The 14,916-nt window shown below is 66.9% G+C and carries 18 protein-coding genes; 11 read left to right on the top strand and 7 right to left on the bottom strand.

The genetic code is table 11. The features are described 5' to 3' along the window. Positions 1–306, top strand: a 306-nt coding sequence (locus tag GT042_RS34975; protein WP_161312705.1) for a SpoIIE family protein phosphatase, incomplete at its 5' end; no start/stop codon positions are given. 133 nt (positions 307–439) lie between these two features. Here GT042_RS34975 and GT042_RS34970 read toward each other — a convergent pair. The 3 genes from GT042_RS34970 to GT042_RS34960 form a co-directional block, all read right to left on the bottom strand. Beyond that, positions 440–778, bottom strand: coding sequence for a DUF2516 family protein (locus GT042_RS34970; RefSeq protein ID WP_161312704.1), 339 nt, complete (start codon positions 776–778; stop codon positions 440–442). A gap of 176 nt (positions 779–954) precedes the next feature. Then, a complete protein-coding gene (locus GT042_RS34965) occupies positions 955–1,659 on the bottom strand; it encodes a hypothetical protein (RefSeq protein ID WP_161312703.1) in 705 nt (234 codons plus the stop codon). Between the two features lie 17 nt (positions 1,660–1,676). Then, positions 1,677–2,228: a helix-turn-helix transcriptional regulator gene (locus GT042_RS34960; RefSeq protein ID WP_161312702.1), complete on the bottom strand. Its 552-nt coding sequence runs from the start codon at positions 2,226–2,228 to the stop codon at positions 1,677–1,679. Between the two features lie 405 nt (positions 2,229–2,633). Here GT042_RS34960 and GT042_RS34955 point away from each other — a divergent pair, with 405 nt between their 5' ends. From GT042_RS34955 to GT042_RS34940, 4 genes are all read left to right on the top strand, one after another. Beyond that, positions 2,634–3,761, top strand: coding sequence for a hypothetical protein (locus GT042_RS34955; RefSeq protein ID WP_161312701.1), 1,128 nt, complete (start codon positions 2,634–2,636; stop codon positions 3,759–3,761). Next, positions 3,751–4,191 (top strand): hypothetical protein, encoded by a 441-nt coding sequence (locus GT042_RS34950; protein WP_161312700.1) that lies wholly within the window; start codon positions 3,751–3,753, stop codon positions 4,189–4,191. The genes GT042_RS34955 and GT042_RS34950 overlap by 11 nt, the downstream gene beginning before the upstream one ends. A 349-nt stretch (positions 4,192–4,540) precedes the next feature. Then, positions 4,541–5,293: a TnsA-like heteromeric transposase endonuclease subunit gene (locus GT042_RS34945; protein WP_202534625.1), complete on the top strand. Its 753-nt coding sequence runs from the start codon at positions 4,541–4,543 to the stop codon at positions 5,291–5,293. Beyond that, positions 5,290–6,282 (top strand): hypothetical protein, encoded by a 993-nt coding sequence (locus GT042_RS34940; RefSeq protein ID WP_237531505.1) that lies wholly within the window; start codon positions 5,290–5,292, stop codon positions 6,280–6,282. Before GT042_RS34945 ends, GT042_RS34940 begins: the two co-directional genes overlap by 4 nt. A gap of 127 nt (positions 6,283–6,409) precedes the next feature. Here GT042_RS34940 and GT042_RS34935 read toward each other — a convergent pair whose 3' ends face one another. Next, on the bottom strand, positions 6,410–7,618 hold the full coding sequence (locus tag GT042_RS34935) for a DNA sulfur modification protein DndB (RefSeq protein WP_161312699.1): 1,209 nt from the start codon (positions 7,616–7,618) through the stop codon (positions 6,410–6,412). A gap of 209 nt (positions 7,619–7,827) precedes the next feature. After that, the gene (locus GT042_RS40250; protein WP_345944036.1) at positions 7,828–8,235 is read right to left on the bottom strand and encodes a recombinase family protein; all 408 of its coding nucleotides are present in this window, start codon (positions 8,233–8,235) and stop codon (positions 7,828–7,830) included. Positions 8,236–8,518: 283 nt separating this feature from the next. Between GT042_RS40250 and GT042_RS39665 the strand changes: the two genes are divergently transcribed. Then, complete coding sequence (locus GT042_RS39665) at positions 8,519–8,869, top strand: DUF5710 domain-containing protein (protein WP_237531507.1); 351 nt, start codon at positions 8,519–8,521, stop codon at positions 8,867–8,869. Continuing rightward, positions 8,811–9,293, top strand: a complete 483-nt coding sequence (locus tag GT042_RS34925) for a hypothetical protein (RefSeq protein WP_202534623.1) — start codon at positions 8,811–8,813, stop codon at positions 9,291–9,293. Before GT042_RS39665 ends, GT042_RS34925 begins: the two co-directional genes overlap by 59 nt. 191 nt (positions 9,294–9,484) lie before the next feature. On the opposite strand, the gene GT042_RS34920 is transcribed toward GT042_RS34925, so the two are convergent. After that, positions 9,485–9,898: a hypothetical protein gene (locus tag GT042_RS34920; RefSeq protein WP_161312698.1), complete on the bottom strand. Its 414-nt coding sequence runs from the start codon at positions 9,896–9,898 to the stop codon at positions 9,485–9,487. A gap of 418 nt (positions 9,899–10,316) precedes the next feature. Between GT042_RS34920 and GT042_RS34915 the strand changes: the two genes are divergently transcribed. The 3 genes from GT042_RS34915 to GT042_RS34905 all read left to right on the top strand — a co-directional run bounded on the left by GT042_RS34915 (position 10,317) and on the right by GT042_RS34905 (position 12,683). Then, positions 10,317–10,910, top strand: coding sequence for an NAD(P)H-dependent oxidoreductase (locus tag GT042_RS34915; RefSeq protein ID WP_161312697.1), 594 nt, complete (start codon positions 10,317–10,319; stop codon positions 10,908–10,910). A gap of 181 nt (positions 10,911–11,091) precedes the next feature. Then, on the top strand, positions 11,092–11,877 hold the full coding sequence (locus GT042_RS34910; RefSeq protein ID WP_161312696.1) for a ferritin-like domain-containing protein: 786 nt from the start codon (positions 11,092–11,094) through the stop codon (positions 11,875–11,877). Continuing rightward, positions 11,874–12,683, top strand: a complete 810-nt coding sequence (locus GT042_RS34905) for a ferritin-like domain-containing protein (RefSeq protein WP_345944035.1) — start codon at positions 11,874–11,876, stop codon at positions 12,681–12,683. The genes GT042_RS34910 and GT042_RS34905 overlap by 4 nt, the downstream gene beginning before the upstream one ends. Positions 12,684–12,848: 165 nt before the next feature. On the opposite strand, the gene GT042_RS34900 is transcribed toward GT042_RS34905, so the two are convergent. Further along, a complete protein-coding gene (locus GT042_RS34900; protein ID WP_161312706.1) occupies positions 12,849–14,369 on the bottom strand; it encodes an FAD-dependent monooxygenase in 1,521 nt (506 codons plus the stop codon). A gap of 139 nt (positions 14,370–14,508) precedes the next feature. On the opposite strand from GT042_RS34900, the gene GT042_RS34895 reads away from it, so the two are divergent. Next, positions 14,509–14,916: putative immunity protein (locus GT042_RS34895; protein WP_345944034.1), on the top strand; the 408-nt coding region annotated here is incomplete at its 3' end.

Below are 14,916 nucleotides of genomic sequence, written 5' to 3'. Positions count from 1 at the left end.
TACGAGGACGGCGGACCGGCCCTGGGCCTGCTGCCGCGCGCCCGCTGGCCCCGGCTCCAGGTCGAGCTGGGCGGGGCGTGGAGTCTGATGATGTACACGGACGGGCTGATCGAGGGGCGTGTGGGCCCCGGCGAGAAGCAGCGGCTGGGGCAGGACGGCATGGTCGGGATGATCAACCGGCAGCTGGCGGCGGGGCTCCGGGGCGACGAGCTGCTGGAGGCGGCGGTGGCGGAGGCGCGGGAGCTGAACGGCGGGGAGCTGACGGACGACGTGGCGGTGCTGCTGCTGGCCCGGGGCCGGGAGTGAGCCGGTCTCTTCCCGTTGCTGCGTTGCCCGCTACTGCCATACGGGTCACCGACGGCCTTGTGTGGGTCACGGACACGGCCTGCCTGGGTCACATACGGACCGCCTGGCCTGGGTCACATACGGACCGCCTGGGTCACCGACCGCCGTTGTAGGGCCCGTAAGGACCGTCACTGCTCGACCCGCCGCTGCGGCGTCCGCCGCCGGAGACCTGGCGGAGGGCGGGCCGTACGTCGACCATGAAGACGATCGTCGCGACGAGCCCGGCGATCTGGAGGAAGAAGATGCTGGACAGGAAGAAGTCCACGGCCACCACCACACCGAGGATGATCAGCCAGAAGCTCTTGGTCTTCTTGTCGGCCGCCGGGTAGGCGTCCTTGCGGGCCGTCGCGGCGAAGATCAGCGCGACGACGGCGAAGACGAGCATCGCGAGGCTGAGAAGGCCGAAAATGTTGTTGAACCCTGAGATCAACACGCTGAGCACCGCCTAATGACCCGATGAGTGGTGAAGCGCCGGGGACGCCCTGTTACGCCAAGGTACCGGGAGAACGAGCCGGACACGGGTGAGGTGCCCGACCCGCTCCCTCCGTAACCGCGACGGCTGTGACTGCGGCTATCGCCCCAGGGCGACGACGACGCATGGCGCCGGGGTCACTTGCCGGACGTGTCGGACGGCCCCGAAGTGCCGGACGTACCCGACGGGCCGGTCGTACCGGACGGCGGGGTGGTCTTGCGGGGAGTGGTCCTGCGCGGGGTGGTCTTACGGGCGGCGGCCGACTTGGCGGCGGGCTTCGAGGGCGCGGCCTTGCTCTCGCTCTTCCCCTCGGCCTTGGGCGCGGCCTTCGCGTCGGCGGCCTTGGCCGGGGCGGGCTTGGCGGGGCCGGGCTTACCGGGGGCCGGCTTGGGGGCGGTCTCGGGCTCGACGGCGACGGCGATCTCGGTGATCTCCTCCGCGGCCTCACCACGCCATGCCCGTACGGTCTGCTCGCCGCGCTCGGCGACCTTCTCGTACGTCTCACGCGCCCGGACCGCGTACTCGGCGGCCACGCCCACACTGCGCAGCGCCAGGTCCTGGGCGGTCTCGCCGAGCTTCTTCAGATCGGCGGGGTCGAACGCCCCGAACACCTCGGTGACCCTGGCCTGGGCCTCCTTGGCCTGGTCGGCGACCCGGTCCTGGACAACCTTGGGATCGGTGTTCCGTACGGCGTCGATCCGGGCCGGAGCCTCGGACCGCAGCTGCTCGATCAGCCCGGGCACCTTCCTGGCCTGCTCGACGGCGAGGTCGGCGGTGCCGGCGGCGAAGTAGAGGGGGGTCGGGTCGGTGAGCGTCTTGCGCAGGTCATCTGCGATGGCCATGACAGTGATCCTCCGGATCAGGGGGTGGGTGGCTTGCGGACACCACCATCGGCGGTGCCTTCCTCAACGGCGTTCTCGGCGTTCTCGACGTCGTCGGCGTTCTCGACGTCTCGGGCATCCTCGACGCCTTCGGCATCCTCGGCGTCCTCGGCGACAAGGGCGGCGGCAACACTCTCCGCATCGGCCCCGAGCTTCGCCCCCAACGCCGCCTCGACCGTCGACTCGAATCCGTTCTCCTTGCGGAAGGACTCGTAGATCTGGAGCAGCACCTGCTTCTGCCGCTCGTTTATGGACGGATCGGCAAGGAGGACGGCACGCGTCTCCAGCTCCTGCCGCTCCCGCTCGTCCAACATCCCGGCCTGCACGTACAGCGTCTCCGCGGAGATCCGCAACGCCTTGGCGAGCTGCTGGAGGATGTCCGCGCTGGGCTTGCGCAGACCCCGCTCGATCTGACTGAGGTACGGATTGGACACCCCGGCGGCATCAGCGAGCTGCCGCAACGACAACCGCGCCGTGCGCCGCTGCTCGCGCAGGTACTCACCAAGATTGCCGACGTTGAGCGATGCCATGCCTTCATGCTGCATCACCCCCGCTAACTTTTGCAAGCACAACGCTTGCAAAAGTGTTCACGGTAGTCGGCGTCCGGCCTTCGCTGTGTGTAGGTTGCTGTCCGTTCTCAGTAGATGTGGCGAGTCCCAGTGGTTCTGGCAAACGACATGGCGGAGTCCCGGCGAAGCTGGCCGGCCTGAGTCTGCCGCGTTTGGCCCCCTGGTTCGTGCGCCGCAAGGGAGCGTCTTGGCTGGTCCACCCTTGCCCGAGGTAGTGACGGCGTTGCGCAGACACGAGAGGATGCAGCGCGAGCTTGCCATTGCGATGGCGTTGTTCGATTGCTTCTTGTGTTGCGACAGAGCAAAATTGATCTGCGCTGGAGTGCACACCGGGGGGTTCTGGCGCTAGCTCAGTAGGGTGGGGGCATGGGCACGGACAGTCGGACTTTTGGATCTTGGCGCCTGCGAGGCGGGCGTTACGAGCAAGCGGGCCTGCCCGTTGAAGTCCTGGCAGAGTTCGCTAGGTATGAGCGCTTGGTTGTCGACGTCGCCCGAGGGCTCTACAAACAGCGCCATGCGAGGCGCCAGCGCGTCCCCAGGGGTTTCGCCTCATCTTTCTCGCTTCGCCTATCTGATATCCAGCGTGGCAGTGTAATTCCCGTTCTAGAGCGGACCATTGTCGACTCAGATGCACTCTTCGACGATCACGATGCAGGCATTTTTGAAGAAGCCAGAATGGTAATTCAGGATGCTCTGCGCTCGATCCAAGAAGGGTCTGGCATTCCTCGAAATTTCCCTCCGCACGCGTTGCGTGAGTTCTCCAGTTTCGGGAGAACCCTGCGAGGTGACGAGTTCATTGAGTTTGATAGCGGGACTCCCAATGCTGTGATTTACTCGCAGTCTGTTCGCCGTAAGATCCATGAACAGGCACGCCTCGAAAGATTCGAGATTGAGACGCTCGTATTGGGGCAAGTCACCGGCCTTAGTGCAGATAAGAGTACCTTTGAATTCCGTCTAGCGCGGGGCGAGAAGGTAATCCTTGGGCGGTTTTCTTCAGATGACATCGTTGCGGATCTGAAGCAGTACCTGGAACGCTCGACAATGGCGCCAACTGTGGCTATCAGTGCGGTGGCTATTCAATCAATGGAAGACGAGATCATCGAGATTCAAGATGTTCTTTCCATTGAACCCGCGCTACCGGTCGATTGGTCCGAGCGGCTGAGTGAGTTGCATGACCTTGAAGCGGGATGGCTGGACGGGGTTGGGCGGCAGGTAAGTCGAAAAGTCCTCCGTGAGGTTGAGTCGCTTCTGCTCGAATTTCTCGATGAGCAAGTGCAGCGTCCTTACATCTACCCGACGGAAGATGGTGGCGTACAGCTTGAGTGGCCTTACGCGGCAGGGGAAGTAACCCTGACTGTCACGGCGGATGAGAAAGTCGAAGCTTACGCATTCTCAAAGTCGGATGACCAAGAGGATGGTAAGGCATTTGAGTGGCGACATCTGAGTGAGATTAAAGATTTTGTGATCGGGGGGATCGCAAGGTATGTCGATTGATGGCTTGGACCTTCGACCTGGTGAGTTCGAGATAACGGAGCAGGGAGAGAGGCTTTGGCGTCAGGTACACCCGATCTGGATTCATGAAGGTCGAGTTACCAGTCAACTCTTCAGTCCCACCCCGAAGGACTCAGGCGAAGTATCTGTAACTAGAGCTTCGATCGTTAGCCCCGAAGATGCTCATCAGTATCACACCGAGACGGTGGGTTTGAAGTCGATTGGCGTTTATTGCATCGACGTCGCAGAGGTTCAAGAGGTAGATCTCAGAGCCGTCGACGATTCTCAAGTCGATGACGGCGAAGAGCGCCCTCCGGCGCATGCCTTTGTTGACTTCAAGGCTGTTGCGAGTCCCAAGCAGCAGAAGAAGCGCGCGAGTATCTTGCGCGACAAGGCTGAGAAGCGCGGATGGCAATACGGGCCGACAGTCTGAGGACTGTTCCTCGCTCCTCTGGCTCGCGCTGGCTGATCATGATAAGCGACGGCACCGACTGACGGTCGCATTCGGTTCGTGGCGAGCGCCTACTGCGACCTCGCCTCACGGGCCTTAACGCCCAGCGTCATGCGGGCTTCTGCGCTTGCGAATTGGAAAGCGCGAAAACACGAGATCAGAGACCCGGACACTGTGTCCGGGTCTCTTTGTTTTGCACTGGCTCTGATGGTGAGCAATGCGAACTACCCACCTCATCATCTGACTGAGCTGGCTTGCAGCATCACTCATATGAGGGGTTTCAGCCCCAAAACTTCTGGTGGATTCCCATTGATTCTGGACAGTGAAGTCCATGGAGTCGGGTGAGACGAGTGATACGGCACCGCTGGACGTGGGCGGATTCGAGGTCGGCTGGCGGGACGCCCGTGGCGAGCATCGGTGTCCGCTGGCCGAGGCGGCAGTAGTGGAGTTCGAGGCGGGGCTGCCGGTACGCGGGTTCCCGTCGTACCGCGGTCAGCGGAACTTCCCGGGCCTGTACTGGTCGGCCACGACGGGCGGGCACATGGGGTTCGAGTCGTGGCTGGAGCGGGATCACGCGATGCTGCTGGACTTCACACCCGAGGTGACTGGGCTGCTGTCGCAGCCGCTATGGCTGTTCTGGCAGAACGACAAGGGCAGAGCGGTCTCACACGCGCCGGACTACTTTGCACGGTTCGAGGACGGCCGGGGGCTGCTGGTGGACTGCCGGCCTCTGGACCGGATCGACGAGCGATCAGCGGCCAAGTTCGCGGTGACGCGCCTGGCGTGTGAAGCGGTGGGCTGGGGCTATCGGGTGGTCGGGATGGTGGACACCGTCCGGATAGCCAATGTCCGCTGGCTGGCGGGGTACCGGCATCCTCGGCGCGCGACCGCCGCGGGGTTGACCGAGCGGCTGATGGCGGTGTTCTCGGTGCCCTCGCCGCTGGTGGGGCAGGCGTCTCTGCTGGGTGATCCAATTGCGGTGCTACCAGCGGTATTCCATCTGCTCTGGGCGGGACGCCTGCGTGCGGACCTGTCGAAGCCGCTGACGGACACGACGCTGGTGTCGCGGGTGGAGGCGGAGTGAGCGGACGGGCGGCACTACGCGTCGGCAACCAGATCCGGCTAGATGAGCGGCTGCATACCGTGGTCGGTTTGTCAGGGACGCTGGTGCGGCTGGCCGACGAGGCCGGTCGGGCAAGTCTGGTGCTGCTGGCCCACCTACTGGCTACCGAAGGCTTCGAGTTCCTTGGTCAGCGAGACGGTTCACCGGTAGTGGCGCCCTTCGCATTGCTGGACACCGTTCCGCCGCAGGAGGCGGAGAAGGCCGCCGCCTGGGAACGGCATCTGCTGGAGCTGGAATCCGGGCGGCAGAGTGGTGTCGGAGCCGGGGCGGGGCCGCGGCCGGAGTACGACCCGGCCGTGCACACCCTGGATGAGCGGATCGCCGCGAAGGCTGCCGAGCTGAACACCCTGGGCTGGACGGTGAGCGCGCGGACCGTGGAGCGGATGCGGGCCCGCTACCGCGATCAAGGGGTCTGGGGTCTGGTCGATCACCGCAAAACCCGTCTGTCCTCGCCGACGGGCCGGGCCGATGAGCGGGTGGTGGCAGCCGTCGCGGACGTGCTGGCCGGGCAGCTGGAGGAGTCGACCGGGACACGAGGCCGGGTGCGACGCCGGGTTGAGGCTCTGCTGGCCGAGCGGCATGGGGCCGGGGTGGTGCCGATGCCGTCGAAAACGACGTTCTACCGGCTTGTCGAGGCAGTGGGCACGGGCACGCACGCCTTCGGTTCGGCTGCCTCCCGCCGCTCCCACGCTCGGCGTCCCGAGGGGATGTTCACGCCGTCCGAAGCTTGCCGACCGGGCGAGCTGGTGCAGATCGACACGACTCCGCTGGACGTGTTGGTGATCCTGGAGGACGGGGTGAACGGTCGTCCGGAGCTGACCATCGCCGTCGATGCCCAACGCACGCCACGCGTTCCGCAACGACCCCTTGTTCCGCTGGACCGACGCCCGGGGCAGGGGGCGGTTCGAGTCCGAAGAGGGGGCGCACACGGCGCCCTGAGACCGTGTTGACCCAGGCAGCGATTCCGCAAGACGAACATCTCCGGGTCGTGCTCTGCCTGTCGCTCAGTTGAGGTTCTCTCAAGAACAGGGAAGAGGAAACCCCCGCCCGGGAGTCCGAGCGGGGGCAGGTACCGGGTCAGGCAGTCTCGGACACCTCGTCGACCTCGCCCACAGCCTGCGCCGGAACGAGATCCCACTCGGTCTTCTCGATCACGACCTTCATGAGGTCCTTGGCTGCCGTCTCCCAGGCAGTGCGGCCGGCGACGAGCTTGCCGGTCTCGGGGTCGATCAGGCTGCCCGCGAAGAAGGTGTCCTCGGCGGTGATGCCGGAGGTCTTCGCGGTGCGGTCAAAGCTGACCTCGTCGAGGGAGCGGATCGCGTCAGGGATGGCGATGCCCACCTTCTTGGCCGTGTAGGCGGCGAAGGCGATGGCGTAGAGCACGCCAGCCGAGGTGAGGTATGTGGCCTCGCGCAGTTCGGGGGCCTTCATCTCGCCGCTGACAACGTCGGCGAAGCGCACCATCTCGCCGATGGCGTTCCAGAACTCGGTCAGTTCCCCGCGGGCCTTCTCGCCGCCGTCGGCTCCCTCGAAGCGGGCGTTGACGGCCTTGTCCATGGTGGCCGGGGAGCGGTAGCCGTTTCCGACCAGGAGGAGACCGGAAACGTAGCGGACGGTCTTGAACGAGAACAGCTTGGTCGAGAGCTTGCCCGGATTGTCCTTGAAGTACTCGACGCGGTCGTCGAAGAGAGGGCTGGTCTCGAAAAGATCGGACAGCTCGCGGTTGATGGGCTGACGCCGGTCCATGGACTGACCCATGGAGGCCGACGGCGCCTTGACGTTGCGCTGGAGGTCAGCGAAGTCCTGCGCGCGGCGCTTCATGTCGTCCTCGATGACGACGATCAGCGGCTGTCCGGAACGCTTGAGACGGTGGATGACCTCCGACTCGGGGTCGGACTCGTTGACGATCTGGTCGTAGGCGTTGCTGCGGTGCTGGCCGTCGCCGATGTCGAACTTCGAGCCGATGTCGATGGAGAGGTAACCGGGCTTGACCACGTCGGCCTCGGTGGTGATGCCGGGCATCGGCACCGACGTGAATTCGGCTTCCTCACTGGTGAGGTACAGCACGACCGCGCCGAGCACGAAGTGCTGCTCGTTCTCCAGGTACTCGCGGATGCCCTTGACGTGGTGGGCGTCGCGGGGGCGGTTGCCGTGGGTGCTGGCCTTCTGGTCCCAGGGCTGCGGCTCAGCGACCATACGGACGAGGTCGACCGCTCCCATGGCGGTGGTCATCATTTCCCGGCCGCCCTGGGTGTAGGCGATGACGGGAATGTGGATCTTGGGCATCTTCGGGTCCCTCCCCTTGGATGTGTAGACGCCAGCCGAAGGTGAGCCAACGGGGCGTCAGCTATGAGGCAAGACCGTACTACGCCGAATGGAACTCCAACAACCCGTCACATCCCGCGTAGCGCGGGTCACTTCTCGCGTAGCGCGCATCGAATCTTGCGTAGCGGCCCATCGACCCAGGTGGGAGCCGGGGATGCCCGACGCGGGGCTCAGTCAATGGCCGACCGCGCGGAGAGGGCGTGTAGCACCGCTCCGTCGCGGATGCCCTCGCACGTCATGCCGCAGCGTTCGGCGACAGCGCAGGAGGCGGCGCTGTCGGCGCGGGGACGCGCTGCGGCCAGGCCCTCGTTCGTGCCCTGCACGATCAGCTCCCGGATGAATTCCGCGAGCGCGGCGAACACGTGGAAGATCAGCCGCCCGCCCGACGTGGTCGTATCCAGCCGCTCGTACAGCGATGTGAAGCCGATCTGGCGCTCGCGCAGCGCGGCGACCATGTTCACCACGTCCTGGAGCGAGCGCCCGTACACGTGGCAGAACCCACTACCGTTCTCGTGGCAGGCGATAATGTCCCAGTCATTCTGGAGAAAGCCAAGGTCAGGGTGGCGCTCCGCCGCCACTTCTATGCGGACTACCCGAACCCATTGCGCTCACCGAATTCCACCGCCACATCGGTCGGGACACCGGGACCGCACAGAGTCCCGGGCGAACTGACGAACCGCAGATCAGGGCTACCGTCCTACGCCACATTTACCGGGAACGGACAGTTGCACGGCCGACCCGAACCGGGGGTCACCGGGATCGCCGCGCGCGTCGACACGGCATACGGCCTCAGGGGGGCCAGCACCACGCGGACGTTCTTCGGTAGGACAACGCGAACGCCAACAACGACGGAGCGATCCTCTGGGCCGAGAACGCCGAGCTGCGACTCCACTTCGAAGTCCGGGGCGCCGACCACCGCTCCGGCACCCGCGCCGACGGCCTTTTCGGCGTCATCCGCCGCCTCGGCTTCACCTTTCCGGCAGAGCCGGCGGGATTTGGTTAGACGTCCCCTTCGCCGAGAAGGACGAGGCGAAGAAGGGTGGGGCGCGCTGGGATTCTGCCGCCAAGCGTTGGTACGCGCCCCACGGCGGGATGGTGGCGCTTCAGCGGTGGGCGCCCGCGCCGGACGTCCCCGACCGAACGGCTACGTCGCATGATCACCGGGCGGGCCGGGCGTCGCTGCGAGATCTGCGGGGCCGCCGAGGACCGTGAGGCCAAACGGTGGCTGAAGGCCCATGAGCGATGGACCTTCGACGACACGACACACGTACAGACTCTCAAGCGGTTGATCTGTCTGTGCACCGACTGCCACACGGCCACGCATTTCGGCCACGCACTGGTCCTCGGGATCGAGACGCAGGCCTTCGCGCATCTGGTGAAAGTCACGGGAATGGGGGAGTCACAGGCCCGCCGGCACGTCAGCTCCGCCTTCACCCTGTGGGAAAAGCGCTCGCGGATCGCCTGGAGTCTGGACCTGGGAATCCTTACAAACGCCGGAATCGCTCTCGCCCCGTCCCCGGAGGCGCAGGACCGTGCTCGCGTCGCGGAGGAGACCCTCCGTTCGGTCGGCGCCCCGGCCGTGCCCAGGCAATCCGGATCAGACTCGGCCGTTCCTCGGACGCTGGGACCGCGCTGATCGCGGAGCGGTCGACAAGAGCTCGCCTTGGTCTTGGTACCACTCAGTCGGCCGATGGTTCATTCCGCCGCCCACCCGCATCCGATGCGGTTTCGTCGCATCAGATGCGGGCTGACGGACGCGGCGTTCTTTCCGTACGCACATGAATGCGCGTTCACGTGCCGATTAGTCCGCGCTGAGGGCTCCGCTGATCAGGCCGCTGCTGACCCGCAGTAGCCCGCGCTCGTACACGCCCGGAAGGTCAGGCCTGCCAGTTCTGTGTACGTCTCGTGGAACGAACCGCCATCCGCGGCGGATGCGACGCTTACCCATCCACCAGCGCCGTTCCAGGTCGCCTGAAGGACGACCCACTGTCCGTCGGTCGGCGCCGTGTCGTAGAACGTTCCGTAGTAGGCGCCCAAGTACGTTCCTTGGCCGTCAGCCGTCCAGTTCCAGCACAGCGATACGTAGCCCTTGCTGCTGGTGGTTCTCACCGTGCTGCACTTTTCTCCCAGCGCGGTGGCAGTGCCCGCGTTCTGTGCGACAGCGCTGCCCGCCCCCGTCAAGGAGACCATGACAAGGGCGACAGCCGATACCAGCAGCCCGCGAAAGCGCTTTATGCGCATACCTCTCCCCCAATTCGATTCATACGCCGACCGGGTCTCAGTACGGCGCCGTATCCCATGGTGATTATCCTCGGGGGAGGATCGAGAATTCGGCAGAGGTTTTCCAGCCTTCACCGTTCTGGCCGGAAGAAACCGGTGGTGCACCAATCCGGCCACACCGCCTGAATGTCAACCGGTCGCGACCTGGGCGTTTGCGCCAGGGCGCAATATCTTGATCTCGCTCCATCGATAAGGGATAGTTCGGCATGTGTGAATTTGCTATTTCGGGTGTTGAGTCGACGCATCCTTCTTCCTTTTCCCTTGATGTGAGAGTCATCAGCTTTCCGTTCGCCCACACCAAGGGGTCCGGCCTGAACCGCGGTTCGCCGATAATGACGGTCGGTCAGGTAGTAGGGCGGCGGGTCAGCTGGGGGTCAATATGCGTATTGCGGTGTATCTCGCGCATCCGCGGGTGGGAAGTTTCAACCACGCGGTGTTCGACGCGGTGGTTGAGGAGTTGCGGGGGCGGGGGTGTGAGGTGTTTGCGCATGACCTCTGTGCCGAGGGGTTCGAACCGGTCATGAGGGGCGACGAGACCGGGACCGTTGAGGGGGTGCGTGCGGGGGACCCCCAGGTGGCCCTGCATCGGGGGGAGGTGGGCGTCGTGGATGCCTTGGTGTTCGTTCATCCGAACTGGTGGGGTATGCCGCCCGCCGTTCTCACCGGCTGGGTGCAGCGTGTTCTCGCGCCCGGGGTCGCGTACAAGCTCGGTACCGCGGACGGGGAGCCCGCTGGGCTTCTCAAGGCCGGTAGGGCGCTTGTGCTGAATACCTCCGACACTCCCGCCGGGCGGGAGGAGAGTGAGTTCGGGGATCCGTTGCAAAGGATTTGGGCGGCGTGCGTCCTGCCGTATGTGGGGGTCGCCGACGTGCGCCGGGTCGTCTTCCGTACCGTCACCGACTCGTCCGACGCGGACCGCGCCGGGTGGCTCCGGCAGGCGCGTCAGGAGGCCGCCGCGTTGCTGGCCCGATAGGTGGTTGAAGTGGTGGTTGAAGGCCGCTGGGATCGTGTGCGCCAAATGCCTCACTTTCTCCACCGGAGGGGTGAATCGCTGGGCCATGCCGGTGATGTCGGCAATCCTTCCCCGTCCTCATCGCGAATGTGTCGGTGTAAGGGCCCGCGACCGCGTGGGCTCCGGGACGAGATGGGGCGTGATGGGCGCAGAACGCGTCGACACCCGGCTGCTCGAACAACTCACCGAGCAGTCGCAGGACTTGAACAGTGATGCGGTGAAACTGACCCGCAGCGCGCTGGCGGACTTCGCCGGGGCGGCCGAGCCGCCGGCGCGCTGGTGGCGGCGGGGCGGGGCGTTGGCCGGGGCGATCGGGGCGGCCACGCTCCTCGGGTCCGCCCGGGCGGCCGCCGCCACCACGAAGGACGACATCATGGCGCTCCAGACGGCCGCGTCGATCGAGAACCTCGCGGTGAGCGTCTACCAGACGGCCGCCGGGCTGTCGTTCATCAAGGACGGCAACAAGACGATCGCGACGTTCATCGCCAAGACCACCCAGCAGCACCAGGCGCACGCCAAGGCCTTCAATGCCGCCGCCACCCAGGCCGGCGGCAAGGCGCAGACGGGTACGGACCCGAAGTACGCCGCCGTGGTGAAGCAGACCCTGCCCACGATCAAGAACTCCGCCGACGTGGTCAAGCTGGCCATCACGCTGGAGGACGTGGCGGCGCAGACGTACACGAAGAACGTCGGGCAGGTCAGCAGCGCCCAGCTGCGCCAGCTCTTCGCCTCCGTGGCGCCCGTCGAGGCCCAGCACCGCGCGACGCTGCTGGCCGTGCAGTCCCTGCTCGCCTCGGGCGACGACAACCTGATCGCGATCCCGACGGACGTGGCGAAGCTGCCGGCCGCCGTCGGCACCGTCGGCATTCCCGACACCTTCTACCCGACCACGAACGCGTCGCCGATCACCGAAGGAGCCGTCAAGTGAGTACGACACAGCGCGGCTGGGAGCTGCCTCTCAGCGAGGCTCAGCTCGACCGGCTGACCAAGGACATGGACGAGGCCCACCGCGAGACGCTGCCCGCGATGCGGGCCGGGGCCGCCGCTCTCACCGAGCAGGTCAGGGACGCGGACGGCCCGGCCGACCGGGGGCGCCGCAGCTTCCTGCTGGGCGCGGGCGGGGTCGGCGCCGCGTTCGTCCTGGCGGCGTGCTCCAGCGGCAAGGGCTCGTCCTCGTCGTCCGCGCCGACGGACCTGGAGTCCCCGGCGGTCGCCGCGAAGGCGGAGACGTACACCGGGGACCTGCGGATCGTGGCCCTGGCGGTGGCGCTGGAGAACCAGGCCGTGGGCGCCTACAAGGCCACCCTCGCGGCGGCGAAGGCGGGCAAGCTCGGGACCGTGCCGCCCGCCGTGGCGAGCTTCGTCACCAAGGCGATGGCCCAGCACACCGACCACGCGCAGGCGTGGAACGCCGTGCTCACCAACGCGGGCAAGCCCGCCATCACCAATGTGCCGCTCTCGAACCAGGCGCAGGTCACGGCCGCGCTGGGCAAGGCCAAGAACGTCGGCGAGGTCGCCGCGCTCGCCCTCCAGCTGGAGGACCAGGCCGCCGAGACGTACCTCTTCGCGACCTCCAACGTGAAGAGCCAGGGCGCGATCGAGACGGCCGCGACCATCGCGCCCGTGGAGGCGATGCACGCGGCGATCCTGCACTTCGTCCTGGGGCAGTACCCGGTGCCGGACTCGTTCCTGCCGGTGAACAAGGCGGCGAAGACGAGTCTGTTGACCGTTTAGGGGCGGGGAGGGCGGGGAGGGCCGTACGGCCCGTCGCGCTCGGTTGCGGTCGGTCGGTCTTCGCGGAAGCGGTACGGGGTACGGGGTACGCGGCGTCGAGCACGGCGTCGCGGACCCGCGAAGACCGACCGGGCCCGGCTCGTACCGGCCCGACGCGTGCCCCGCTCAGGCGGTGGGCGTGCCGAACCACCTCGGGAGGTGGTCGAGCAGGTCCGCCTGGTCGTCTCCCACCCACGCCACGTGGCCGTCCGGGCGCAACAGCACGGCGGGTATGTCGAGTTCGTCGAGTTCGTCGCTCACGTCCACCACGTGGTCGACGCGGTCCGTCCAACCCACCGGTGAAAGGCGGCCGGTTTGGTCGAGGAGCAGGCCGCGGGCGGTGTGCAGGAGCGGGTAGAGACGGCCGGTCCGCCTCAGGCTCACGTCGCGCAGGCGGCGGCCGAGGAGTTCGTGGCCCTGTCCGCGGTCGTGGCCGATGTCGTGGCCGACGTCGCCGATGTCGCCGACGTCGTGGCGGACGTCGTAGCGGACGTCGACCGCGGTGATCATCCCGGTGATGTACCGGTTCACCTCCTCGAAGTCCATCAACCTCGCGAACAGCTCCCGCAGGGCCGTCGCCCCCGGGTCCGTCCCCAACAGCGCGATCTGCGCGCGGGTGTTGTCCAGGACGGCCGCGCCCACCGGGTGCCGTTCGGTGTGGTAGCTGTCCAACAGGCCCGCCTGAGCCCAGCCGTTGACCTCCGCCGCCAGCTTCCAGCCGAGGTTGAACGCGTCCTGCACCCCGAGGTTGAGGCCCTGCCCGCCGGTCGGCGGGTGGATGTGCGCCGCGTCGCCGGCCAGCAGTACCCGGCCGACCCGGTAGCGCTCCGCCTGCCGGGTCGCGTCGCCGAAGCGGGACAGCCAACGCGGCGTGTGCACACCGAAGTCGGTGCCCGCGGTGGCGCGCAGCCGCCGCTTGAACTCGTCCAGGGTCGGCGGGGTCGTACGGTCCTCCGCGACGCCTTCGGCCGGTACGACGACGCGGTACACGCCCGCCTTCCCGTCCACGTCGGGGATGGCGCCGAAACGTAGTTGGGTCTTACGGACCTCCGCCACGACGGCGGCGATCGTCTCCCGGTCCTCCGTCGCCTCCATGTCGCCCAACAGCGTCTCGACGGTGGCGGGTTCGCCGGGGAAACCGACTCCGGCGAGGGTGCGGACCGTACTGCGGCCACCGTCGCAGCCGACGACGTAGCGCGAGCGCAGGTGCGTACCGTCCGCCAGCTCGACGGTCACGCCGGGGGCGGGGTCGGAGCCCCCTTCGTGCTGCGTCAGCCCGGTCACTTCGCAGCCTCGCCTGATCTCGGCGCCCAGTTCGAGGGCGCGCCCGGTGAGCAGCCGTACGGTGTCCGTCTGCGACGTGGCGAGACCGTACGGGTGCGCCGTGTCGAGACCGTCCGGCCACGGCTTGTGTACGCCCCCGAAGAAGCCGCCGACCCTGAACTTCTCACTCACCGCGAGGAAACGGTCCAACAGGCCCCGCTGGTCGAGGAGTTCGACACTGCGCGTGTGCAGGCCGCGCCCGCGCGACTGATCGGCCGGCTCGGTCAGCCTCTCCAGTACGACCACACCCACTGCGGCCAGCCGCAGCTCGCAGGCCAGCATCAGACCGGTCGGCCCGCCCCCGACCACCACCACGTCCGTCACGTCCGTCACATCCGCCATGCCCTTCACGTCTGTCACATCCGCCATGCTCGTCATGCCCGTCACGTCCGGCACAAGGACCTCCAACGTCGTTGTGTCTGTTGTTTGTTGTCGGTCGGCCGCCTGCGGCACGATGAACGTCATGCCGAGCGAGTCAGAGACGATCGAGCTGAGCGACGACGAACTCCGCGACATCGCCGGTTACGCGGCGGCGTGCGCGGACCGGGTGCTGCCCGTCTTCGAGCGGAGCCTCCGGAACCTTCCCGCCGATCCGCGCCCACGCGACGCCGTCGACGCGGCATACGCGTTCGCCGCGGGCGAGCGGCGTACGGGCGCGCTGCGGCAGACCGCGTGGGCGGCGTACCGAGCGGCCCAGGACGCCTCCGTACCCGCCGCGGCCGACGCGGCACGGGCGGCGAGCCACGCGGCAGCCGCCGCGTACCTTCATCCGAAGGCGAGCGCGCACCAGGTGAAACACATTCTCGGCGCGGCGGCGCACGCGGCTCGGGCCGAGGAGTTGGCGTCCGGCGACCGCCCCCGTGTGGCCACC

Source organism: Streptomyces sp. SID3212, assembly GCF_009865405.1.
Taxonomy (GTDB): Bacteria; Actinomycetota; Actinomycetes; order Streptomycetales; family Streptomycetaceae; genus Streptomyces.
The sequence above is the reverse complement of the archived record's forward strand: the minus strand, read 5'-3'. Positions and strand labels throughout refer to the sequence as shown.

Excerpts from the sequence above, each read along its gene's own strand:
- GT042_RS34920 (WP_161312698.1), bottom strand. The coding sequence starts at position 9,898 with ATGCGCATAAAGCGCTTTCGCGGGCTGCTGGTATCGGCTGTCGCCCTT.
- GT042_RS34925 (WP_202534623.1), top strand. The coding sequence starts at position 8,811 with ATGATCACCGGGCGGGCCGGGCGTCGCTGCGAGATCTGCGGGGCCGCC.
- GT042_RS34965 (WP_161312703.1), bottom strand. The coding sequence starts at position 1,659 with ATGGCCATCGCAGATGACCTGCGCAAGACGCTCACCGACCCGACCCCC.
- GT042_RS34935 (WP_161312699.1), bottom strand. The coding sequence starts at position 7,618 with ATGCCCAAGATCCACATTCCCGTCATCGCCTACACCCAGGGCGGCCGG.
- GT042_RS34960 (WP_161312702.1), bottom strand. The coding sequence starts at position 2,228 with ATGGCATCGCTCAACGTCGGCAATCTTGGTGAGTACCTGCGCGAGCAG.
- GT042_RS34955 (WP_161312701.1), top strand. The coding sequence starts at position 2,634 with ATGGGCACGGACAGTCGGACTTTTGGATCTTGGCGCCTGCGAGGCGGG.
- GT042_RS34950 (WP_161312700.1), top strand. The coding sequence starts at position 3,751 with ATGTCGATTGATGGCTTGGACCTTCGACCTGGTGAGTTCGAGATAACG.
- GT042_RS34945 (WP_202534625.1), top strand. The coding sequence starts at position 4,541 with ATGGAGTCGGGTGAGACGAGTGATACGGCACCGCTGGACGTGGGCGGA.
- GT042_RS34910 (WP_161312696.1), top strand. The coding sequence starts at position 11,092 with ATGGGCGCAGAACGCGTCGACACCCGGCTGCTCGAACAACTCACCGAG.
- GT042_RS34915 (WP_161312697.1), top strand. The coding sequence starts at position 10,317 with ATGCGTATTGCGGTGTATCTCGCGCATCCGCGGGTGGGAAGTTTCAAC.